Origin of the sequence: Wukongibacter baidiensis, from assembly GCF_050888315.1 — a bacterium.
GTDB classification, from domain to species: Bacteria; Bacillota; Clostridia; order Peptostreptococcales; family Caminicellaceae; genus Wukongibacter; species Wukongibacter baidiensis.
The window spans coordinates 2,012,785-2,035,995 of the sequence record NZ_CP138202.1 but is presented as its reverse complement, the minus strand read 5'-3'; the positions used below and the strand labels follow the sequence as shown (position 1 = coordinate 2,035,995).

The following is a 23,211-nucleotide window of genomic DNA, read 5'->3' as shown; positions in this document are numbered from 1 at the left end:
AGATAGAATATTAATTATAACAAATTCCAAGGTTTGAATTAAGCCTTGGAATTTATTATAATTAATAGGGAGAAAAAAACTTAAGGATAAAGGAGTCAGTTGATTATGGAAATAAAAAGATACGAAGGCACAGGAAGAATGAGCCGTGCAGTAGTACATAATGGAACAATCTATTTATGTGGACAAACTTGTGGAGACGGAGATAAGGACGTAAAAGAACAAACAAAGGTAGTTCTTGAGAAAATCGAAGACTTACTAAACAAGTATGGTTCAGACAAGAATCATATACTTTCAACTACAATCTACCTAAAGGAAATATCATTATTCCAAGATATGAACGAAGTTTGGGACGCATGGGTAGAAGATGGATTTGAACCTGCTAGAGCTTGTGTAGAAGCTAAGATGGCAAGAGAAGAAATCTTAGTTGAATTATCTGTTGTAGCAGCGGTTAAGTAACATTGTACATAGTTAACTTAATATTAGAATGATTGTAGATTGATAAAGTCCTGGAAGAGGGTTATATACTTTCAGGATTTTTTATATTTAAAGAACGCTTCTTCTATATTATAATGATGATATCATAAGGTTTGGAAATGTAATAAAATGACTATTAGGAGAATAAAAAATGCTGGTATTATTAGTGGAAGATGATGATAAAATCACGAAATTATTGATAAAGCTATTGACAAAGGACGGATATCAGGTGGATCATGCCTTTGATGGTGAAGAAGCCTTGATTTATTGTCAACAGAATAGGTATGATGTAATAATTATAGATTGGATGATGCCTGTCATGGATGGGATAGAGACAATCAAAAGATTGAGAGAAATGAAATATTCATCGCCAATACTGATGCTGACCGCCAAGGATGATCTTGATGACAAGATTACAGGTCTGGATTCAGGAGCAGATGACTATCTCATCAAACCTTTCGAGTACAGGGAGTTGACTGCTAGAATCAAGGCCTTGGCGAGAAGAGGAGATAGAGTGCTTAATCAGGATGTAGTTACGGTAGGTCATTTACAGGTTAACAGAACTTCTAAAACTGTAAGTAGGAACGAGCATACGATCAATCTTACAAATAGGGAGTATCAACTGTTTATAATATTATTTGAGAATATTGGACAAGTAATCCCTAAAAATGTGTTGATTGACAGGGTATGGGGATTGGACGTAGATGTGACCCCGAACAATCTTGAAACCTATATACGTAGACTCAGAAAGAAAATTGAAAATTCTCAGGAAAGGTATATAGTCAATGTAAGAGGAGTTGGTTATAAAATGGAGATTAAAGATGTTTAAAAAGGCACAATTAAAACTAACTATAGTTTACACTTTGATATTGATAGGAATTCTTTTGGCAACCAATGTATTCATCTATTTTGGATTGCTTTCTTACAACAATGCGGAATTATCTAATGACATGGAGCGGATAATACGGAATATACAAGGTACTGAATGGATTCAGGAAGACGATGAAGACCATGAGGAAACCCATGAGGAAGATGAGAATAAGAAAGTGGTGTCTGACTCTTATGAGTTGGATTTTCCAAACGGTGTCGACTTGTTTATACCGGAAATTCTAAACAGCTTCAGCTATTTCTTCATATATGACAATAATGGTGAGATTCTTAGGGTTAAAAGCTCCAATGACTCACTGCTTAGTCACATGTTTCAAAAGAGTGAACAGATTGGAATAGGGGAAGAACCTTTAGCCTTTGACTTAGGTGATTATGGTTACGGAAATTATATAATTGCCAAGTTTCCTATAATGGTTGAGGGTGAAACATTAGGGCACTACACTATAGTGGAAAATGTATCCATAGCATTCGATACACTATCAAATCTTAGACTTGTAATGATTAATGTAATGATTGTTGGAAGTGTGGTTTCCTTGCTGATCGGCTATGTACTAGCTGGAATTACTATGAGACCTATAAAAAGTGCTTATCTTGTAAAGCAGAGATTTGTCGGAGATGCCGCCCATGAGCTAAGGACACCTATTAGTGTCATATTACTTTCCATGGAAACTATCAAGAGATTCTTCGCAGAGGATAATGAAGAGCTTAATGAGATTGTTGATGATGTTGTTGAAGAAGCAAACAACATGAAGGAGCTTGTAAAGAAACTATTGTTTCTAGCTAGGAGCGACTCTGGATCAGTTCTGATCAAAAGCAATGTTGTGGACATGACTACAATCATTGATGGGAACATAAGGAAATACGAGCAGCTATGCATGGACAAGGGTATTACTTTGAAAAGTAAGGTTCAAGATGATTTGAAGCTATATGGGGATAAGAAGCTATTAGATTCAGTTGTTTCAATACTTATCGACAATGCGATTAAGTATAACAATCCTAACGGGTATGTTGAGGTTGAAGCAAAATCCGTCGCTATAGGAAAAAAACACTTCGTCGAAGTATCTGTGAAGGATAACGGAATTGGAATAAAATCTTCCCATATTGACAAGATTTTTGAAAGATTTCATAGACAGGATATATCCAGATCAAAAAGAATTCAAGGGTACGGATTAGGATTATCAATTGCTGAGACTATTGTAAAAAGCCATGGTGGAACAATCAAGGTTGATAGTGAGGAAAATGTAGGGTCTACATTTACATTTACCATAGCAGTTGAATAGAAATTAAAAGTGCATCTGTATCGGATGTACTTTTTTTAGTGGATTTACTAATTTATGAGAGGTTAGAAAAGTTCAATGCCTCATCGGAACTCATAGGTGTTTTGTGTCATTTGGTTTTATAGATATGGAATAAGCAAGAAAAAATTTTTCAAAACTATTACCTTTATAAGTAGTCTGTCAGCTGTTTGTCAGTTTTCTCTTTTATACTATATTTTATAAAGTAAATTATTAATGAATATAAAGCATGGAAAGGGAGAGCAAGTAATGAAAAAAATATTAATAGTGGTGTTAATTGTAACATTAGGTTTGTCACAAAATGTATTGGCATATACATATGATAGTTTTCTAAATAATAGTGAACAAGTTGATGTAATAGCTTCAGCTACAAAATCAAAATCAAAGCCAAAGAGTAAAGAGAAAAAGAAAGAGACAGAGAAAAAGGAAGAGATTGCTGTTGAAACTAAAAAGACAAAGATTGAAAAACAAAAAGAAATTATAAAAAGTATGTACACTGAAAAGGAATTGAAGAATTTAGAACAGGTTAAAAGTAAGTTAGAAGACAAATATAAAGGTATAAAAATTCTTCCAGTTGAAAATATATTGACAAATAATACGAAATTTAAATTTGATGTTCCACCAGTAATAAAAGAAGGAAGAACATTAATTCCTATTAGAGCTATATCAGAAGGGTTTGATGCCAAGGTTGAATGGAACGGTGAAGAAAGACTAGTATCAATTATAAAGGGTGAGACTAAAATAATGATTGCAATAGGAAGTAATATTGCATATATTAATGATGTTAATACAGAAATTGATGTGCCGGCTGAAATAATGAACGATAGAACTGTCGTACCACTACGATTTGTTATTGAAAATATGGGGTTAAATGTTAAGTGGGATAGCGAAAACCAGACAATCGAAATTATCAATTAGCAAAAGGATGCATAAAAGAACATTTTTTAGACTGTTCATTTTTAAGTGTAATTTACTAAATCATATTTAATAAGTGTGCAAGTAATATAGAAAATAGTCAATCTTATACTTGAATGATTTCAGAATTATAAAGTCTTGGAAGATTATATGCTTTCAGGACTTTTTGTATTTTTTAAGAGTTGTTCTTGGATAAGAACGATATATTTATCCAATTCTTGACTTAATTTTATAACATCATCAGTATGGCCCTGCTTGGCATATGCCTTATTTAGTTTTAATCGAAGTTCAAGTATTTTCTTATTAATATCTTGTTGTGAAAGGCTATTGTTTTGCATTTCTCCACCCCATTTAGAACTTTGACAGTCAAATATTTCTTGTACATATAAGTATTATAACATAATTTGCTCCCTATAAGTGAACAATAATTCAATGTCATTAGCATTAGAATTTACTTAGAGGTGAAGATATGCAAAATAGGTATGCTGATAAGTATATGAAATTAGGGAAGAACATAAAAAAGTATAGGAAGCAATTAGGTCTATCGCAGGAAGAACTAGCTAATAAAATGAGTATAAGCAGAAGTTATTTAAGTAAGATAGAAGCGCCAAATTGTGAGAAGTCTTTTTCAGTAGAAACTCTATTTTTATTAGCTGAAACTTTACATATTCCGGTACATAAGCTATTAGAGTTTGAAGATGAAGAAATTTGAAGACTAGTTTTTCGATAAATTGATTTTGTGTGGAAAAGGAAAAAAGAGTCAGAGAGCAGCTAGTAAAAACTATTGATTTTTATTAGCTGCTTTCTGACCTTTAGTCTTTTTAGGCTTCCTTCCAACTCATAGCTTACGAATTAATTTTTATTGAACTAGTAGTATGACTATAGTATCATAAAAAAGAAGTATTCCAGATGAAGCAATAAGAGGAGGCAAGGATGGAAGGAACAGGTCACGATAATATTTTTCAAAAGCTTAAGAGTTTAACTATTCCAATTCCTAAAGACTTAAAAGATGAATTTTACAGCAGGATCGCAAAAGAAAATTTAGTAAGAGTCATGATTATAAGCATAATTTATTTATTGTTTGAAATAATGATCATTTTTATAGATGTCGACACGATATATTCAGTACATGAAGATAAGTTATCGATATTTATAGTAATTTTTCATGTTGTGTTTATTCTAATTTCCTATTGGTTAAGATTTAAAAAGAAGCACATCAATGGAATGATAACACAGGGTATTATATATTTATATTGTTTTGTCCTTGTATATTGGTCTATCGATACTAGCCTTGGACATATAGATGACAACATTTCAATTACAATGTTTATACTTACACTGATGGGGACTTCGGCATTTTTTTATAGACGTACATTAGTAACTTTAATTACGAACTTTGGACTTTTTATTTACTTCGCTCTTAATATAAAATCCTTGCTTGAGCATCACATTATGATGCAACTTAGAAACTTGCCTTCAGCAAGTATGATTAATTCTATGTTTATGGATATTAATCTTTATATAGCAGATGTGTTTTTAATAACGGTGATCTGTTGTGTTTTAGCAATCATTGTATATAGGTTACGTTTAAAAGTGTTTCTTGAAAAGAGGGCTTTGGAGGAACTAGCATTGAAAGATTCAATGACAAATCTCCTTAATCATAAAACTATATGCAATTCACTAAAGAAGGAAATCACAAGGTCAAAGAGAACCTTAGAGCCAGTTAGCATACTCATGACGGATATTGACCATTTTAAGAAAATCAACGATACCTACGGTCACCAAGTAGGAGATCAGGTGATAATTAAAATTGCAAAGCTGTTGACTGATATTTGCCGAGAAACCGATTATGTTGGCCGTTATGGCGGCGAGGAGTTTCTCATAGTTCTTACGGATACTAATAGTGATGGCGCAAAAGAATTTAGCGAGAGGTTCCGAAAAGAAGTTGAGAAAACGGATTTTGGTATAGCTTCTGGGGTTACTGTCAGTGGCGGAGTGAAAAACTATGAAAATGAATCAGCAGAAGAAATGATAAAAATTGCTGACGGGGCACTATACCAAGCTAAGGAAAATGGTAGGAATTGTGTTATAATTGCTTAAATAAATTAAATAGATAATAATAGTAGCCACTTTGCTTTTTGTAAGGTGGTTAAGTATTTTTTTGACTTAGGATGCACGTAGGAGGCGAGAGGGGCAGACGTTGTCAATTTATTTTAAATCTTAATGTTGTTTATCTATAGTAAAAAATAAGTAATTCTTGCAAAAGAAATTATGTTTTACAAAATTTATAGAATATTGCTGAAGATAGATAGAGGGATTTTACAAAAATTGTATAATTAATTATAGTAAGTGAAGGAGGAGGGAACAGGTAACAAAATCATACTGCATAGACATAGTAAACAGTATTTTAAGGAGGTAGATAGTGAAGCAGATTGCGAATTATATTTCAACAATTAGGATATTCCTTGCCTTGACTTTGATTTGGATAGAACCTTTAAGTAGAGAATTTATTATAATTTATCTTGCTTGTGGAATTAGTGATATTGTTGATGGATATATAGCTAGAAGAACAGGTACAGTAAGCGAAATAGGAGGAAAAATTGACTCTATAGCTGATTTAATATTTTTTGGCGTACTAATAATTATAGTATATCCCATCATTACATTGTCATTAGGAATAATCATATGGATAGTGATTATTTCAGCAATTAGATTGGTGTCAATAATGATTGTATTTATGAAATACAAAACATTTGGAGTGCTTCATACTTATGGAAATAAAATAACTGGAATTGCTCTATTTATACTCCCACTGATACTAGTGTTTGATCAATTATATGCGTTGATATATATAGTTTGTGTGATTGCATCTGTAGCTTCAATTGAGGAGTTACTTATTAATTTAACTTCTACTGAGTTTGAAATAAACAAGAGAAGTATTATTGGAAAATAGGGAAAGATGGATATAATAAATAATGAAATTTTCTCAATAATGAGAGGATAGGTTAAAGATAAAATGTATAGATAATTATACGGGATTTATTAATATGAGGAGGTATTTCCATGAAAATTATAAAAAAGCCTTGGATAAAACTCAAGGAAACGATTGATGATGAAGACTATGAGTTAATCAATACGCTTCAACAGAAATGTATTGAAGTAGATCAAACGACACTAAAACTTGAGCTTGACTATAAACGCGGAGCCTCATCTGAAAATAATAGGGGCTCTAGTATCAAGCAGATAAATGAATTTATGTATTTTGATGGACAAGAGATTATTGGGTATATTGGAATCGGTAGTTTCGGAGACGCTAATGCCCCCATAGAAGTAAATGGCATGGTTCATCCTGAGTACAGACGGCAAGGTGTTTTTAAGACATTAAGTGAACTGGTCATAGAGGAATGGAAGCGAAGGAATTCATGTAGTATGCTTCTATTAAGTGACAGAAAGTCAAAGTCAGGACAGAAATTTATCCAAGGAACTGGAGCAAAATACAAAAACTCGGAATACGATATGTATTTAAAAGAAGATAATTTGGAATTACTTCAAAGGCCGCTATATGGAATAACTTTAAAAAAAGCGACCAATGTAGATGCTGGTGAGGTTGCCAGACAAAATAGGATCTATTTTAACCACGAAGTTGAAGATTCTAAAAGTGACCTGAATGACAATAAGTCAGATAGTATCTCGGCAGATGAAGAAACGACTATACAAACTGAAGGCATGATACTACCTGAAGAGGAAGAAAAGAGGGGTATGACCATCTATCTTGCGGAAAAGGATGAGCAAATCATTGGTAAAGTTCATATTCAATTAACCTCTGGAATTGGCGGCATCTATGGACTAGGTGTATTACCTGAGTACAGAGGAAAAGGATTTGGACGTGCAATTCTAATAATGGCTATAGAAAAGTTAAGAGAAGCAAAGGCAAGGGAGATTATGCTTCAAGTGGCTGCTGAAAACAATAACGCTCTGGGTCTTTATAAGTCTTGTGGCTTCGTAGAAACATCGACGATGGATTATTATGAAATGAAAGTCTAAAAAAGAAATTACGTTCCTTGATAAATAATTTTCAAGGAACGTGATTTTTATAGTATAGGATATAAAATCATAATTAGCTAATATTTATAAAACTTGGGAAAAAATTTTATTTGATATATAATAATTATTATAGGCTATTTCATAAAGTGAAATCTGTAAAATATGGGGGGCGTTATTTATGTTGAAATTCAGAGATTACAAATATGAAAGACCAGATATGAAGAAGTTTGAGGAAAAAATCGATGAGCTACTTAAAAAATTTGAGGCTACAGAGTCTTTTGAAGCTCAAGATAAGACAATGCAGGAAATAAACTTACTTAGAAATGATTTTGAGACAATGGCCAGTATAGTAGAGATAAGGCATACAATAGATACAACCGATGAATTTTATGAAAAGGAAAATGATTTTATAGATGAAGCCATGCCTATATATGATGGAGTGTTGTCAAAGTATGCTAATGCATTAGTAAACTCTAAATTTAGAAAAGAGCTTGAAGAAAAACATGGTAGGCAATTGTTAGTATTGGCAGAATTGACATTAAAGACATTTTCTCCAGAAATAATTTCTGATTTACAGGAAGAGAATAAACTGGCTAGTCAATATGTTAAGCTAAAGGCTTCGGCAAAAATAATGTTCGAAGGTGAAGAAAGAAATCTATCTCAGTTAGTACCTTTTATGAAATCACAAAATAGAGATACTAGAAAGAATGCATATGAAGCTATGACAAGCTTTTATGAAGAAAACGAAGAAAAATTTGATGAAATATATGATGAGTTAGTTAAGGTAAGGGATAGAATAGCAAAAAAACTAGGATACAATAGCTTTGTCGAGCTAGGCTATATACGTATGCTGAGATCCGATTATGATGCTGCGATGGTTTCAAATTATAGAAGACAAATATTTGAGGAGCTTGTTCCAATTGCTACAAAGCTTAGAGAGAGACAATTGAAGAGGCTTGGTTTAGATAGTCTTAAATATTATGATGAAGACTTAGAATTTCTAAGTGGCAATGCAACTCCGAAGGGAGAACCTGACTGGATTATTGAAAATGCTAGTAAAATGTATAGAGAGTTATCTTCTGAGACAGATGAGTTTTTTACATATATGACTCAGCATGAGCTTTTAGATCTTGTGAGTAAAAAAGGAAAAGCTGGGGGAGGGTACTGTAATTATATAAGTAACTATACATCTCCATTTATATTTTCAAACTTTAATGGAACCTCTGATGATGTCGACGTTCTCACCCATGAAGCAGGTCATGCTTTTCAAGTATATTTAAGTAGAGAATATGAAAACCCTGAATACCACTGGGCAACATATGAAGCTAGTGAGATACATTCAATGAGTATGGAATTTTTTGCTTGGCCATGGATGAACTTATTCTTTAAAGAGGATGAAAAGAAATATAAGTTCTCTCATTTAAGTGGGGCTTTATTATTTATACCATATGGGGTTTTGGTTGATGAATTCCAGCACTTTGTTTATGAGAATCCTGAAGCTACTCCTGAGCAGAGAAAGAGCGCTTGGAGAGAAATGGAGAAAAAATATTTGCCCCATAGAGACTATGAAGACAATGATTTCTTAAATAGAGGAGGCTTCTGGTTTAAACAAAGCCATATCTTTGAAACGCCATTCTACTATATAGATTATACTTTAGCACAGATTTGTGCCCTGGAGTTTTGGAAAAAATCTAGGGAAAATCAGAAAGAAGCTTGGGAAGACTATATAAGACTATGTAAAGCAGGCGGAAGTAAATCATTCTTAGAATTAGTAGAGCTGGCAGGCCTTACGAGTCCTTTTGAAGACGGATGTATCAAGTTTGTCATTGAACCGGTTGAAGAATGGTTAGATAATGTAGATGATAAAAACTTATAAATCAATAAAAAATGACTGAAACTTTGTAATAAAGAATTCAGTCATTTTTTTATTGAATAAATTGTGAAAATGTCGGTTAGACTGAATCTCACATTAACTAGTTTTTTATATTGATTTGAGTCAATAATATCTAAAATAGAGACATATATTTTTCTAGATTAAAATAGTTTGGGGTGTAAAAAAAAACAGCTTCACTGCCATGTTATAATTGATTTAAGATATAACATATATGGAGGCTTGATTCAAATGAGAGAGATCCTTATTCGATATATGAAACGCTTCACTGACCTTAGCGAAGCAGAACTAAAGACCATCGCTGTAGATGTACCAATTGAAGAATTTAAAAAGGGAACCATCCTTCTGCATCAAGGAGAGGTTCCAAAGAAGTGTTACTTTGTATTACAGGGATGTGTAAGGCAGTTTGCAGTCGATGTAGATGGGAAAGAAACTACTTTTAATTTTTTCACAGAAGAACAAGGGGTGACCATATTCAATCAGCATACTCCAGATAAGGCGTCAAAATATTCCTTAAGCTGTTTGGAAGACTGTGTACTTGTCGTAGGAGACTTATCCATAAGGCAGGAGATGTATGATAAGCACTCAGTGCTTGAAACCATGACACGTAAGATGATTGAGGCGGACATGGGTGAGATGCACGATGACTTTACAGCTTTTATTGCATCTCGGCCAGAAGAACGTTACAAGTCGCTTCTTGAGAAGCGGCCTGATCTGATTGACCGTGTACCTCAACATCAGTTGGCCAGTTTTTTAGGTATAACACCTGAGTCACTTAGTCGTATAAAGCGGCGGTTAGAGCGTTCGAACCTGAAAGTGTAGTATTAATTTGTAAGAGGTGCTTTACCGCCTTTAATCAAGAGCCAGATGCCAAAGCCTAGTTCCCCAACAATCATTGGAATACTTAGAATCATTTCTAATGTCGATGTTACGCTTTCTAGCATTGGGAAAAATCCATGTAATAGATGGATCAATATATAACTTATACCAGCTATACAAAGCATAATACTTATAGCCTTTGGAACAGTTTTGGTTTTTAACACCACAAGACCTACTACCAAGAGATGCAGGCCAAAAACGATTAATCCTAATGACCAAACTGATTCAAAGGTTATTATAGACATCATAACCTGAGAAGCAAGGCTATTGACGGAACTATTGAATAGTTGGCCGCTATGATTGACCAGACTACTTACTTGGATAAGATTTGATACTGCAATAGCCAGTATAGCAGTATAAATCAGTCGAAGCCATGCAGCTAGCAATGAATACTCTTGATGTATGGATCTTAGATAGATATAAAACGCCCACGAAACTAAAATATCCGTTATTAAAATTATGAGCCATCCAAGCACTTCTGCGTTGAATAAACCTGTAGATGCTTGGATTTTATTTAAGGTTGCAACCGAGTCACCACTGATGATTAATGAACTATGAACATAGCCGTATGAGAAGAAGGCGGCTATTGTCATGATTAGCAAGGATATTCCTGCAATCACTGCTGACTGACGAAGCTGATTGTTGTTTTGTTGTAATGTTCTCATCTTATTCCCTCCTAATCTTTTGATTTTATTGTAGCTGAAAAATAAGTATGACGCATTGACTTAAGTCAATAACTCAAACTAGGAGACCAATTTAATTACTAATATTTTTTAATGTTACCCAGTTAAATATTCATGATATCTGATTATAGAGGAGCATTTCTTTTTTCCTAAATGGTGTTCGAAAAATAGAAATGACTGAAAAAATTAATGTTACCATTTTATACACAACTGTAGAAAAGTGTGAAGTAGGGGGATTTATATATAACTCTACGGAGCGTTTATTGAAAAATAATCTGTCATCAGTTACTCTTGATATGTGGAGGTGAATGCTATGGATTGCAATAAAATTGGGAAACTGATTTTAAGCCTGCGAAAAGAGAAGAATATGACACAAAAAGAAATTGCAGAGGCTATGAACATTAGTGACAAAACGATTTCAAAATGGGAGCGTGGCTTAGGTTGCCCAGATGTATCTTTGCTCAGTGGGCTTTCTCATATATTAGGGGTAAACATTGAAAAAATTCTACTTGGAGATTTGAATCTCAATGAGACTGATGGAGGAAATATGAAGAAAATTAAATTTTATGTATGTTCAAACTGTGGAAATGTAGTAAACAGTACAGGAGAAGCAGAAATTTCATGCTGTGGTAGAAAGTTAGAGCCGTTAATTGCAAAACCAGAGGATGATGAACACAAGACAAAAATAGATGAAATCGGAGAAGATTACTATATTACAGTCCAACATGAAATGAGTAAATCACATTATATTTCATTTGTTGCTTATGTTGCGTATGACAGAGTGCTTCTAGTGAAGCTTTATCCAGAGCAAGGAGCAGAATTATGTTTCCCTAAAATGTATGGCGGCAAGCTATATTGCTATTGTAGTCAAGATGGATTGTGGGTGAAAGAAAAATGATGATGGAAGCAAATTTTCATCCTATAGACTTACAGGCTTGGCCTCGTGGCCAGATGTTTTACTATTTTTCTAAAATGGCACCTACAGGATACTCATTGACGGTTGAACTGGATATTACTGTGCTAAAAGCAGCTTTGAAGGAGCGTAAACTCAAGTTTTTTCCAGTATATCTATGGTTAGCAACGACAATTATCAACAGACAAATTGAATTTAAAGTAGCTGTAAAAGATGAGGTGCTTGGATATTGGGATACACTAACACCTATGTATGCTGTTTTTCATGAAGATGATCAAACGATATCATTAATGTGGACAGAATATGATGATAAATTTTCTGTGTTTTATGAGAGGTATTTAGAAAACCAGCAAAAGTACGGGCATCAACATGGCGTTCTATCACAGTCAGATAGAATGCCTCCCGAAAACAGCTATACTATATCATGCATTCCATGGATTGAGTTTAAGCATTTTTCCTTACAAAGCTTTGAAAATAAGTCTTACTATTTTCCAACAGTTGAGGCGGGTCGTATTTTTGAAAAAAATGAAAGACTAATGCTTCCGCTCTCTATGACTTTGAACCACGCCACAACGGATGGATGGCATGTTAAGAAGTTTTTAGATGATTTACAACATGCTATGAATCATCCTAAAGAATGGCTGTAATATTATAAGCGTTTTTATTTTCGATTAGAAAAACTTTTTAATGCTTATTAACTATCTATATATGTGTTGAAGCTGAAAAGGATATAAATCCAGGGCAGAGATTAGTGATAAAGTAGTGAGAAGCCTCATAAGTTAGTTTTTATTCTAACTATTTATATTATTATTTTGATAGAACTATACTATAAGCATGTACATTTTATGCTGAAGTAAAAGTTCTATTTTTTTATACTACATAGTGTTCTAAGTATATGAAAAGATTATTATCGGTGATATAATATTAAGGAAAAAAATTAGTTTAGTTAGAAATGAGGATATTCTAATATGAATAGATATGCAATACTTGCAAATCCAGGACATAATCGAATTTATTTTGATACAGCACTTAAGATTGGTATATCGGAGCTTAAAGCTATTGCGAATGCCTATGACATGGAGATTGATGAAATTGATCAGTGTAATATAGGTCTTCCTGCTTCAATATGTTTCAGTACAAAAAGAGAACTTAATGAAGAAGACTTTAGAGCCTTAGGCTTTTCATCGATTTATTATGCTGTATTTGAAATAGTAGAAGGTGGACTTTTAAGGCCTATTAGTATTCCCGACTTTTATATATTCCCTGAAAGTATGGTTCAGATTTTAAAGTATAACGGAAAAACAAATGAACAATTTACAAGGCTTATGGTAAATTTAGCTCTTAGTGCATGTAAGACAGGTAGTGATAGAATTACCCTATGCGATCCAATGTGTGGAAAGGGAACTACTTTATACGAGGGCTTTATTAGAGGGTTTGATGTTAAGGGTATAGAAATTAATGGGAAATGGAATCAAGAGATTCAAACATATGTTATTAGATACTTAAAAGAAGGTAAATATAAACATAAGGCTGAAAAGTCAAAGCATTTTGATTCAAAGCGAAAGAAGATAGCGGATGTATTTAATTTAGAAGCGGCAGCAGAAAAAGCTGATTTTAAAGCAGGAAAAGTTCAAACATTTCAACTGTTTAATGCCGATACTAGGAATGCAAGTCCTCTTATCAAGAAAAAATCATGTGATATCATAATATCTGACTTACCTTATGGGGTTCAACACGGAAGTAAGAACGATAGGGATTCAAACATGTCAAGAAGTCCGCTGGGACTTTTAAGGGAAGCAATACCTTCTTGGTATAATGTTTTAAAGACAAAGGGAAGCATTGTTTTATCATACAATGAATTTACAATGAAGTATGGGGATGTAGCAGCGGTATTAGAAGAAAATGGATTCAAAGTGCTTGACGAATCGCCATATAATGATTACCTACATAGAGTTGATCAATCAATCAACAGAAACTTAATAGTGGCTGTCAAGGCTTAGAGATATGGAGTTGTGCTCATAAGATTTCTTTATGAGACAGCCCCTTCTAATGTTGAAAAGGTATAGGATGTTTCACAATTGATCTCTAAAAGTGATTAATATAAGACTAATAAGTAGGAATATTAATGGCTAATTATCTTTCACATTAATTATAACCCCCTTAGAGAATTTTACTTTCACTAAGGGGGTTTTTATATTAAATTATTATTTTTGTTCCATCAAATTTTGTTAAGGTAAATCCACTAAAGTCTTCATTGTAGGTATTTTTGTAGTCTAGAAGGATTTGGATAGCTACTGCTTCGCCTAATTTCAGACCTTCACTGGAATCTGAGCGCCAATGGACACCTGCTAGATCTCTACCAAGAGATATATTATTAGCAAGTTTGTTTAATTCTCCTCCAACTGTCAAAGGTGGTCCTGAGTAAGGCAATAAGGATAGCCCATCCGCACTGGCTACAACTGGATCAGGGATAACAAAGGATTCGTTAAAGAATGCTTTCAACATAGTTGCGCAAGCTCCAGCACTAGTAGCATGGCCAGCTGGATAGGATGGATGCGTAGGACTTCCTTCCGGATAAGCCATAGGTAACAAATAAGTACCATACTTAGCAAATATCTTAGGAAGAGCTGTAGAGTCAAATAACTCTTGATTAATAGGATAATTGGTTGCTCCTGTTAAGTTGTTCTGAACACATCCTCCAAAGGCTTCAGGACGAAGCACACGCTGTACTAAAAACTTCTGGTACCAAGCAGCTTCTAGAGCTACTCGTGATGCTTTAGCAACGAAGTCTAAAAACTGGGCTGCCCCAAAGGTTACAAAACCATTTTGAGTTCTAGAATCTAGATAAGGATTTTGCGGGTCTAATGCTTCTGGTCCAAAGCCTAACAGAATCAAGCAAGCAGCTAGCATACCTTGATAAGTGAAATCAATATGAACCCACTGTCCTAGATCTCGACCATTTCGAATATAACGCCTAGGAGGATCAAAGGTTATTGAATTATTTGGTAAACCTCCATTTTGAATATTTAACCATTCATCATAAGTGACCATAAAATCATCACCGGCTATTGGACTGTCATATCGTTGGACTACAGTTTTATTGCCAAATGGAATATTTTTATAAAAGAATTGTGAAACATAAGGACCTACTAAATCACCAGGAGTATCTCCTCTAAATAATGTCTTTGTAGTAACAACTCCATCTTGCTTTGGTCCTCTAAAGTCCGAAAGCTTTGATAGATCAGCAGCAGCCTCAATAGTAAGTGGATTAGTATCATAATCTGTAAAGGCTATATCTCGAGTTAGGGCCGCCCAATAGTCTTCAACCATTTCTCCAGCACGCCAAGCGCTGCTAAAGGCCGGAGGTACTATCATTGTTAGATGATGAGAATCAGGTCCCATCAAATCATATGCATAAGAAGCCTGAGGGTTGGCAAGTTTTGTAGGGCCTCCTAAAGGAATATTTTCGAACATATCTGGATTACCGGTAGTTAAAGCTCTAATAAAGGCGTTATATGCATTGAGATTAACTTCTCCTAGTTCATTGTGTGGCAAAGCCTTAGTGAAGTTACCGATTTTAGTTGCATATAAATCTTCATCTCCATTACATGGATGGCCTGGAAGAGGAATATCTCTTTGAAACTCCGCTGCATCCTCACGAATTTCATAAGCCTCTTCACGACGTTGTAGTGGAGTCAATGGTCCAATTGCACAGCATTTTCCTAAATTCGAGTTCATGTTTGTAACTTCTTTTTCAGACACTTTCTTTTTAGTAGGTCTATTTGTTTTCTTTATTTCTTTTTGCTCACTCTTTTCTATCATACATGTATCTATCTTTTTTTTAAGAATTTCTTTCTTTTCGAGTTTCTTCTTTTGATCATTTTTTTCTACCATACATTTATTCACCTCACTAAATTTTATATAATACCTTCTTGAGAAACCATACAATATATCTTATTTCTTTGCCTGTAAAAAATTACTATTATGAAGGGTTTTTCAAGTCAAAGAAAATACTTGGTTATCCCATAAACCTCCTAACCACCTCCTTTCTTTTATATATTTCATTAAAAAAGTTCTTTTGAGGTAATCTCTTAGAGAAAAATCTGAGTAAAACGAAGAGCTTCAATGTCCTTAAGTTTCTGCTTAATGCTTTTTTCAGTACTTATATATGTATGTAGGTTGGAAAGGTTACAAATGATATAGGATTTTATGATAAACGAGATAATTGAGAGAAGCGTCGATCTTTTTATAAATGGTTACTAAAACAGGGGTACGTATGTTTCTTTTTTTGTAACAAAAGCTCATATACAAAAATGGAATATAAAAATCTTAAATAGAAAATAATAAACTTTTATCACAGTATCATCACATTGTAATGGTAAAATAATAGTAAAAATTCCCTGTAAATAAAACTGACATGTGGATAGAAATGGTATGAAAAGAACTATAATATGATGGGACATCGATAAAGGGGGTAAACAAAAGGAATGGTTTATTTAGAAAAAGCTTTAGAAGAAGTAGCAGAAGAACTCAAATCTATCTTTGGAGCAACTGCCGAGGGTGTAGCAAAGGTAGTTAAGGCTGAAGAGCACACAGCTGAAGATGTGGCGAAAGGCATAAAGAGAGCCTATAATAAATCCGATGAAGTTATAGCGTATCTGATAAGTTACTATGTGCTGAGTTATGCTGGATATAATACTGGTGAAATTGTTAATGCACTAATGGATACTTTTTAAAAAAGTTAATAATGTATTTAAGACTTACAATATAATAAAAAAGCTTAAGAAGCAATTCGATAATGTTCATATATCGAATTGTATTTTTTTGCGCCTCTTTTATTTATAAGGAGAAGAAATTTTCTTTATATAATTTTCATTTTAAGTATTGACCTTAGGTCAGACCTAAGGTGTATAATCAGTTTGAAATATATTACAAAAGACATAAGTGATAAAGATTTGAAAAGAAAATACACAATGTGAGAAGGACAAAGCATAGGAAATTTAGATTTATTAGGGTATTCAAAATCTAAAAAAGTTTTAGGAGGGATCTATCATGAAAAAGGATGTTAAGGAATCTAGTCGTATCTATTACTTAGACTTTATGCGAGGATTAGCGATATTTTTCATGATCATGCAACATGCCATGATTGTACATGAAAAAACCGGTGGAGAAGGTAAGACGATTATTGGAAATATTTTTATTCTTTTAGGAACTGCACCAGCAGCTCCAGTTTTTATGTTCATTATGGGGCTTTTCATAATGAAATCGAAAAAAAGTTCTAGAGACGTCTTTATAAGAGGGGTTAAGCTTTTTGGATTGGGATATGCATTAAATTTACTGCGTTTTTCACTACCTATGCTAATAGCAGGAGAACCTGGGGCTATTTCCATGTTTTTCGGTGTGGATATTTTACAACTTGCAGGTCTTTCATTTATGATGGCAGCATTTTTAAGAAAATATGCAAAGAATAAATTTGTTTTCCCGATATTAATCGTTGTAACATTATTGGTTTCTCCATATCTATGGGGAAAATTTGGTGGAAACTTTATCTTTGCACCTCTATGGGGTACAGGCGGAGATGTAGCCTTTCCATTCTTTCCATGGTGTATATATCCAATGCTAGGAATGTACTTAAGCCCACATCTATTGCATCCATCATTAGCTAGTAAAGCAAAAAGGTTTTTATTAGTATGGGGAATAGCATTAGGTGTCGCTGGTTTACTTACACTAGATCTTTTTCCTGCATCTGACTATTCCAGATACGGATTTGGAGCAAGTTTTATTATTATAAGTTTCGTTTTTTTATGGTTATTAGTTAGTGAATTCCTTGTAAATAAGATAGCCATAATGAAGGAAAATATGATTTCAAAGGCATTGTTTTATTGGAGTGAAAATGTTACAAATGTATATATTATTCAATGGGTTATATATGGATGGAGCATGTTACTAATAGGAGCTAACGAGCAAAATGATTTTGTAGCGGTTCTGATAGGACTTATTGTTCTTTTATTAACTCACATGCTATTAAAATACACACCTATAAGCCGATTGATTCCTAAAATCTAAATTATTCGGAAAAAGTAATAAAGGAAGTAGGCTCCAAATCTTAATCAGAAGTTTATATACGGTACATTTATCCCTATAAAAAAGTCCATCAAATAGTGGGAAAATTAGTTCATCATACTTTTTGATGGGTCTTTTTATACAATTATAGAGTGTTCATATTATGTAAAACATTGGTGCAATATATTACACTAAAATTCTATACAAACTAAGAAGCTTAATAGCCTTTTCCTGTAAAGACATTGAATTCGTTGATGAAGGCTTATGTTTTTTTGCATCGAGAATCAAAGCAAATTTACTAATATCAATATTTTGAATTTCTTTTTCTACCTGATCAAAAAGCTCAGCTACCTCCTTATTATCAAGGGAGCCAGAGACAATCATTCTTAACTCCATTTTTTCTGAATCGATTTGAATTTCGTACATGCTTTTAACCTCCGTTTTAATTTATTTTGACTTCAATTAATATTTTCATTATTTCATCATTATAGTATCTAGAGTGACGTGATTTGTTATGGGATATATTTTAGCATGGGAATGTGATGGAGTTGTGATAGACTCAGAAAAATATAAGCAAATAGGAGATGCTAGTGGATGGAATAAGAGATACTTCATAATAGAAAAGGCTACAGGTATATAACCTGTAGCCGGATTTTCCATATGTATTTCTATCATTTTATTAGCCCTTTAAGGGGATTGTATGCAGCTTGTCTAGACTTGACCAAAAGTGATAAGAGGAATGTCGAAGTCTACGCCATTACCTTCAACATTTGCGGTAAATCCAAAGGAACCGTGAGAAGGGTAGTATTTTACACAAGGTGTAACTCGGAACCTGAATCCTTTAACTGTAACATAAAAACCACGTCCTATTGACGCGCCGCTCTGGTCTACTTCACCTTCTGTTATAAGTTTACCTTTGAAATAGATTTTTATATCGGCTACAGTGTTATCAGCATCTTCAGTATTGTAAGTTCCCTTTACTCTAATTGTTCCAAACTTAAGCTTCACTCTCGTCTTTTTGCCAAAAATCTTAATTCTCACTTTCTTCTCAATTTTATATGACTCATCAAATGAAGAATCTGTTGAACTTGCTGCAAAAGCACTAGTTGGAAAAATAGATACACAAATAGCTAGAATAAGAGAAACTACCAATATTTTTTTTAATTTCATGCCATTTTTCATAAAAATCACTCCTTGATATTGAAATTTTATTTTGCATCTACGTAAATACATCTTTATAATAATTTTCAATTGTGATGGTTTTGTGAAGAAAAATATATTTTTAATATCTTTATGAAAAAAATAAAATAGTTAATGTACCTTCTTAATTACTATACTTTCGAGTCTGTATTTAGAAAAGGAAGTTATTTTATAGTTTAGCAAATTATTTTGGAACTTCACAAACATATCACAAAGTTAGTGCATAATTGAATTAATATAGGAGCACGAAAATCTACTTCAATTACTTAAGATATAAAATATTAAGTAGTGAAAGCTTTAGAGAAGAATTAGACCCGAATTATTCATGAAAAATTCAAAATTCTGCTACGTCCTTTTGATTCTAAGACCTCCATCAAATTCTCAACATACCGTTTGGGTATGCCTTCGAACTTGATGAAAGTCTTAGAATCCAAAATTACTTGCACCCTTTCAAACTTTTCATGAATAATTCGGGTTAGATGTTGATCGTTGCACTATGAAGGAAGTTAAAGAGGTGAAAAAGGATGAAATCTCATAAAATAAAGTTTCTCTGTACTAGAGTAAGATCTATTATATATAGAAGTATTTCTATCTTTTTCTCTCGAAAAATGATAGCTGAGAGTAAACTAGAGTCGAGTTATACTGAAGAGCTCCGCAGAACCAAGGATGACTTATTAGAAGAAAATGTTAAGCCAAATGAAGAGATTGAAGGAAAAAAACAAAGAGATGAAACTAGAAAAAATTTTATAACAAATATTTTTATTGAGTTAAAAAGTTCTATTGGTATAACAAAGGGTTATGCAGAGGGACTTAAATACAATATTGCAAAGAATGAGGAGAAAAGAAATCTATATTATGAAATATTGATTGATGAAGCCGATAAAATGGATAAAATGGTGAGACAATTATTAAGTATATCTAACTTAGAGTCGGAAGTCTTTGGATTAGAAAAATCAATTTTAAATATATCGGTTTTGATAAGAAGGGTTGTTGAGAAATTCGCTTTTTCTTTTAAAGAGAAAGATATTAAAGTAAAAACTATTATTGATGGAAATTATTTAATTAAAGCTGATTACCTAAAGATAGAACAGGCTATAAGCAATTTCTTGATCGATGCAATAAATCATGTGGATGAGCTCAATGATATTGAAATAAGAACACAACTAGTAGGTGAAAAAGTCAGGGTTTCCGTTATTAATTCAGGAAGAAATATTCCAGAGAGAGAATTAGAAGGCATTTGGGATAGCTTCTATAAAAATGATGAAGTCCGCTATGGGGTGTATAAAGGTACAGGACTCGGACTTTCGATAGTAAAGTCAATTATGGAACAGCATCTAGCCAAATATGGTGTAATAAATAGGGAAACTGGTGTAGAATTTTGGTTTGAATTTAATATAATTAATGTGAAATAGTCAGTTACAAGCAATAAAGAAATTTTGCTAAAGGGCTAAATAAAGCTAGAGTTAACAAAGAAAATAAAGCCATATTAAAAGTCATGTATTTTGGGTAGATACTACTAAGCTTACATGATTTTTTTTGATTCGAAAAGTTTGGAAATTTGTAACCAGTGGAAAAGGCTACAGGTGCATACATTAGTTTTGTAAAATTATAATATTTCATATATAATTTTATATAGACAAGTTTCTATAAGAACCCCTAAATTAAGGAAGGAATAAAGAATTATGAATATAAAAGTACTTATAGCCGATGATGAATTAAAGTATAGAGAGTTATTATCAGACTTCCTAGAAAATGAAGGATATGAAGTAATAGTTGGCAAAGACGGAAGTGAAGCAATTGAGTTGTTCTTTTCTACAACTGGTATCGATTTAGTTATATTAGATGTTATGATGCCTAAACTTGATGGATGGGAAGTGTGTAAGGAGATTAGAAAGAACTCTGATGTTCCTATTCTTATGTTGACGGCACTCGGTGATGAAAATAATGAAATTCATGGACTGGGATTGGGAGCCGATGAATATATTTCAAAGCCATTTGTTTACAAAGTCTTTATGGCTAGAGTAAAGGTCTTACTTAGAAGAGTGATAAGAGAAAATAAGAAAACTATCCAAATAGAGGGTATTATTATAGATCAATCGTGTAAAACAGTTTCAGTAAATGAAAATACTATTGACCTAACTCACAAGGAGTACAAGCTACTACTGTATCTTGTAAAAAATATTAAAAGTGTTTTGAGTAGAGAACAGATACTAAATGCTGTATGGGGCTATGATTATTTCGGTGATACACGTACTATCGATACCCACATAAAGAATTTAAGATCGAAGTTAGATGAGTATGGCAAACTAATCAAAACTGTAAGAGGTTTGGGATATAGGATGGAGATGGAAAAGTGATTAAATCTGTAAGGGTAAAAGTATTTCTCTATTTTACATTATTTCTTGTCTTTTTTGTTTATTTCTCCACCTTTATAAATATAAAATTTTATGATAAATACTTTGTTTATAGAAGTGAAAGTATTTTTTATGATGCCTATGAGCGTATTAATGAAGTGTACTTAGGTGAATCTGAATCATTAAGAAGTACTTTTGGGGACATATTAGGACCTAAATTTATAAGAAGTATGATTATAGATAAAGAAACATTGACAATTAAATATGATTCAAAATCACGAGAACGTACAGGACCTATTGGAGAAAGTACAGGACTTACTGGAGAACGTACAGGACCTATAATGGAATTGATTAGGCTTTTTATGCGCAAAAATATAAATGAGATCAAAAAGAATTACCTTTATGAAGTTATTAACGTGTATCCATCAAGAAAGAACTATAATAACACTATTAATGATGTTATCCTCGATCCTAGTCAGGGGATAAATATTTATGCCAAGGATCCTCACAAATATCGTATAACAGAGATTATATTTATTAAGGAATTGGATAGGGGGGATTTTTTGGTTTTAAGAAAACCTATCCATATAAATGACGATAATATAAAAATTGCAAACGAATTTCTATTGAGTGTTGGAACAATAAGCATTTTACTTGGAAGTATATTTGTATTCTTCTTCTCAAAGCAATTGACAAAACCTATAATAGAGTTAAGCCAGATTGCAAGGAGTATTTCAAAGCTTGACTTTTCTAAGAAGTATAAGGTGAAGACGAAGGATGAAATAGGCATACTTGGAGATAGTATCAATTTAATATCTGAAGAGTTACATGGGGCTATGGATGACTTGAGGGAAGCAAATTATAAGTTAAAGGAAGACATAGAGAGAAAAAAAGAAATAGATGAAATGAGAAAAAGGTTTATATCGAGTGTTTCACATGAACTGAAAAGTCCTATAGGTATAACAAGGGGCTATGTAGAAGGACTTAAATATAACGTTGCAAATAATGAGGCAAAGAGAAATCGATATTATGATATTTTGATAGATGAGGCCGAAAAGATGGACAAAATGGTAGGTCAGCTATTAAATCTATCTGATTTAGAGTCTGAGACCTTTGAATTAGATGAATCAATTTTTAATATATCAGTTTTAATAAATATTGTTGTTGAAAAATTTGATCATATCCTTAAGGAGAAGGGGATCGAAGTGAAGATTAGTATTGGTGAAGAGTATTTCATCAGTGCGGACTCCCTAAAAATAGAGCAGGTTATAAGTAATTACTTGAGTAATGCAATAAATCATGTAGATGAACGGAAATATATCGAGATAAGAACAGCATTAGTAGATGAAAAGGTCAGGGTTTCTGTCATAAATTCAGGAAAAAATATTCCAGAGGAAGACTTGAAAAATATTTGGGATAGCTTCTATAAAGTTGATAAGGCTCGATCTAGAGAATATGGTGGTACGGGTCTCGGGCTTTCAATAGTAAAATCAATTATGGATCAGCATCAGGGAATATATGGTGTAAGAAACAAGGAATCTTGTGTAGAGTTTTGGTTTGAACTGAATAGGATTAGTGAAGAATGTTTATTGATAAAATAACAACTTTACCC

At 33.0% G+C, this 23,211-nt stretch carries 24 protein-coding genes; 19 read left to right on the top strand and 5 right to left on the bottom strand.

Translation table 11 applies throughout. The features are described from left to right. Positions 1-105 precede the first annotated feature (105 nt). The 4 genes from R9X47_RS09185 to R9X47_RS09170 all read left to right on the top strand — a co-directional run bounded on the left by R9X47_RS09185 (position 106) and on the right by R9X47_RS09170 (position 3,575). Positions 106-456, top strand: a complete 351-nt coding sequence (locus R9X47_RS09185; RefSeq protein ID WP_432666502.1) for a RidA family protein — start codon at positions 106-108, stop codon at positions 454-456. A gap of 169 nt (positions 457-625) precedes the next feature. Further along, complete coding sequence (locus tag R9X47_RS09180; protein WP_432666501.1) at positions 626-1,303, top strand: response regulator transcription factor; 678 nt, start codon at positions 626-628, stop codon at positions 1,301-1,303. Further along, entirely contained in the window at positions 1,296-2,642 is a 1,347-nt protein-coding gene (locus R9X47_RS09175) for a sensor histidine kinase (protein WP_432666500.1), read from the top strand. The genes R9X47_RS09180 and R9X47_RS09175 overlap by 8 nt, the downstream gene beginning before the upstream one ends. A 264-nt stretch (positions 2,643-2,906) precedes the next feature. Next, the gene (locus R9X47_RS09170; RefSeq protein ID WP_432666499.1) at positions 2,907-3,575 is read left to right on the top strand and encodes a copper amine oxidase N-terminal domain-containing protein; all 669 of its coding nucleotides are present in this window, start codon (positions 2,907-2,909) and stop codon (positions 3,573-3,575) included. 143 nt (positions 3,576-3,718) lie between these two features. Here the strand turns inward: R9X47_RS09170 and R9X47_RS09165 are convergent, their stop codons facing one another. After that, a complete protein-coding gene (locus R9X47_RS09165; protein WP_432666498.1) occupies positions 3,719-3,910 on the bottom strand; it encodes a Spo0E family sporulation regulatory protein-aspartic acid phosphatase in 192 nt (63 codons plus the stop codon). Between the two features lie 131 nt (positions 3,911-4,041). On the opposite strand from R9X47_RS09165, the gene R9X47_RS09160 reads away from it, so the two are divergent. The 6 genes from R9X47_RS09160 (at position 4,042) to R9X47_RS09135 (ending at position 10,329) form a co-directional block, all read left to right on the top strand. Further along, positions 4,042-4,284 carry a helix-turn-helix domain-containing protein gene (locus tag R9X47_RS09160; protein ID WP_432666497.1) on the top strand — a complete coding sequence of 81 codons (243 nt, stop codon included), beginning with the start codon at positions 4,042-4,044 and terminating at the stop codon, positions 4,282-4,284. A gap of 221 nt (positions 4,285-4,505) precedes the next feature. Further along, positions 4,506-5,672: a GGDEF domain-containing protein gene (locus R9X47_RS09155; RefSeq protein WP_432666496.1), complete on the top strand. Its 1,167-nt coding sequence runs from the start codon at positions 4,506-4,508 to the stop codon at positions 5,670-5,672. Between the two features lie 322 nt (positions 5,673-5,994). After that, positions 5,995-6,525: a CDP-alcohol phosphatidyltransferase family protein gene (locus R9X47_RS09150; protein ID WP_432666495.1), complete on the top strand. Its 531-nt coding sequence runs from the start codon at positions 5,995-5,997 to the stop codon at positions 6,523-6,525. Between the two features lie 110 nt (positions 6,526-6,635). Further along, entirely contained in the window at positions 6,636-7,616 is a 981-nt protein-coding gene (locus R9X47_RS09145) for a GNAT family N-acetyltransferase (protein WP_432666494.1), read from the top strand. 178 nt (positions 7,617-7,794) lie between these two features. Continuing rightward, positions 7,795-9,492 carry a M3 family oligoendopeptidase gene (locus R9X47_RS09140; RefSeq protein WP_432666493.1) on the top strand — a complete coding sequence of 566 codons (1,698 nt, stop codon included), beginning with the start codon at positions 7,795-7,797 and terminating at the stop codon, positions 9,490-9,492. 246 nt (positions 9,493-9,738) lie between these two features. Next, entirely contained in the window at positions 9,739-10,329 is a 591-nt protein-coding gene (locus R9X47_RS09135) for a Crp/Fnr family transcriptional regulator (RefSeq protein WP_432666492.1), read from the top strand. Positions 10,330-10,331: 2 nt separating this feature from the next. Here the strand turns inward: R9X47_RS09135 and R9X47_RS09130 are convergent, their stop codons facing one another. After that, positions 10,332-10,979 (bottom strand): DUF4386 domain-containing protein, encoded by a 648-nt coding sequence (locus R9X47_RS09130; protein WP_432667613.1) that lies wholly within the window; start codon positions 10,977-10,979, stop codon positions 10,332-10,334. A 403-nt stretch (positions 10,980-11,382) separates the two neighbouring features. Here R9X47_RS09130 and R9X47_RS09125 point away from each other — a divergent pair, with 403 nt between their 5' ends. The 3 genes from R9X47_RS09125 (at position 11,383) to R9X47_RS09115 (ending at position 13,982) form a co-directional block, all read left to right on the top strand. Continuing rightward, positions 11,383-11,967 (top strand): helix-turn-helix domain-containing protein, encoded by a 585-nt coding sequence (locus R9X47_RS09125; protein ID WP_432666491.1) that lies wholly within the window; start codon positions 11,383-11,385, stop codon positions 11,965-11,967. Continuing rightward, positions 11,964-12,629, top strand: a complete 666-nt coding sequence (locus R9X47_RS09120) for a CatA-like O-acetyltransferase (protein ID WP_432666490.1) — start codon at positions 11,964-11,966, stop codon at positions 12,627-12,629. The genes R9X47_RS09125 and R9X47_RS09120 overlap by 4 nt, the downstream gene beginning before the upstream one ends. Before the next feature lie 321 nt (positions 12,630-12,950). After that, the gene (locus R9X47_RS09115; RefSeq protein ID WP_432666489.1) at positions 12,951-13,982 is read left to right on the top strand and encodes a TRM11 family SAM-dependent methyltransferase; all 1,032 of its coding nucleotides are present in this window, start codon (positions 12,951-12,953) and stop codon (positions 13,980-13,982) included. Positions 13,983-14,178: 196 nt separating this feature from the next. Here R9X47_RS09115 and R9X47_RS09110 read toward each other — a convergent pair whose 3' ends face one another. Continuing rightward, positions 14,179-15,801 (bottom strand): vanadium-dependent haloperoxidase, encoded by a 1,623-nt coding sequence (locus R9X47_RS09110; RefSeq protein WP_432667612.1) that lies wholly within the window; start codon positions 15,799-15,801, stop codon positions 14,179-14,181. Between the two features lie 668 nt (positions 15,802-16,469). Here R9X47_RS09110 and R9X47_RS09105 point away from each other — a divergent pair. Continuing rightward, a complete protein-coding gene (locus R9X47_RS09105; protein ID WP_432666488.1) occupies positions 16,470-16,718 on the top strand; it encodes a hypothetical protein in 249 nt (82 codons plus the stop codon). 316 nt (positions 16,719-17,034) lie between these two features. Further along, complete coding sequence (locus R9X47_RS09100; protein WP_432666487.1) at positions 17,035-18,048, top strand: acyltransferase family protein; 1,014 nt, start codon at positions 17,035-17,037, stop codon at positions 18,046-18,048. 183 nt (positions 18,049-18,231) lie between these two features. Here the strand turns inward: R9X47_RS09100 and R9X47_RS09095 are convergent, their stop codons facing one another. Next, positions 18,232-18,471, bottom strand: coding sequence for a hypothetical protein (locus R9X47_RS09095; RefSeq protein WP_432666486.1), 240 nt, complete (start codon positions 18,469-18,471; stop codon positions 18,232-18,234). Between the two features lie 88 nt (positions 18,472-18,559). Between R9X47_RS09095 and R9X47_RS09090 the strand changes: the two genes are divergently transcribed. Continuing rightward, complete coding sequence (locus tag R9X47_RS09090) at positions 18,560-18,685, top strand: hypothetical protein (RefSeq protein ID WP_432666485.1); 126 nt, start codon at positions 18,560-18,562, stop codon at positions 18,683-18,685. 71 nt (positions 18,686-18,756) lie between these two features. Here the strand turns inward: R9X47_RS09090 and R9X47_RS09085 are convergent, their stop codons facing one another. Then, a complete protein-coding gene (locus tag R9X47_RS09085) occupies positions 18,757-19,227 on the bottom strand; it encodes a hypothetical protein (RefSeq protein ID WP_432666484.1) in 471 nt (156 codons plus the stop codon). A 542-nt stretch (positions 19,228-19,769) separates the two neighbouring features. On the opposite strand from R9X47_RS09085, the gene R9X47_RS09080 reads away from it, so the two are divergent. From R9X47_RS09080 to R9X47_RS09070, 3 genes are all read left to right on the top strand, one after another. After that, positions 19,770-20,657: a sensor histidine kinase gene (locus R9X47_RS09080; RefSeq protein WP_432666483.1), complete on the top strand. Its 888-nt coding sequence runs from the start codon at positions 19,770-19,772 to the stop codon at positions 20,655-20,657. A gap of 270 nt (positions 20,658-20,927) precedes the next feature. Further along, complete coding sequence (locus R9X47_RS09075) at positions 20,928-21,602, top strand: response regulator transcription factor (RefSeq protein ID WP_432666482.1); 675 nt, start codon at positions 20,928-20,930, stop codon at positions 21,600-21,602. Then, positions 21,599-23,200 (top strand): sensor histidine kinase, encoded by a 1,602-nt coding sequence (locus R9X47_RS09070; RefSeq protein WP_432666481.1) that lies wholly within the window; start codon positions 21,599-21,601, stop codon positions 23,198-23,200. Before R9X47_RS09075 ends, R9X47_RS09070 begins: the two co-directional genes overlap by 4 nt. The last annotated feature ends 11 nt before the right edge of the window (positions 23,201-23,211 follow it).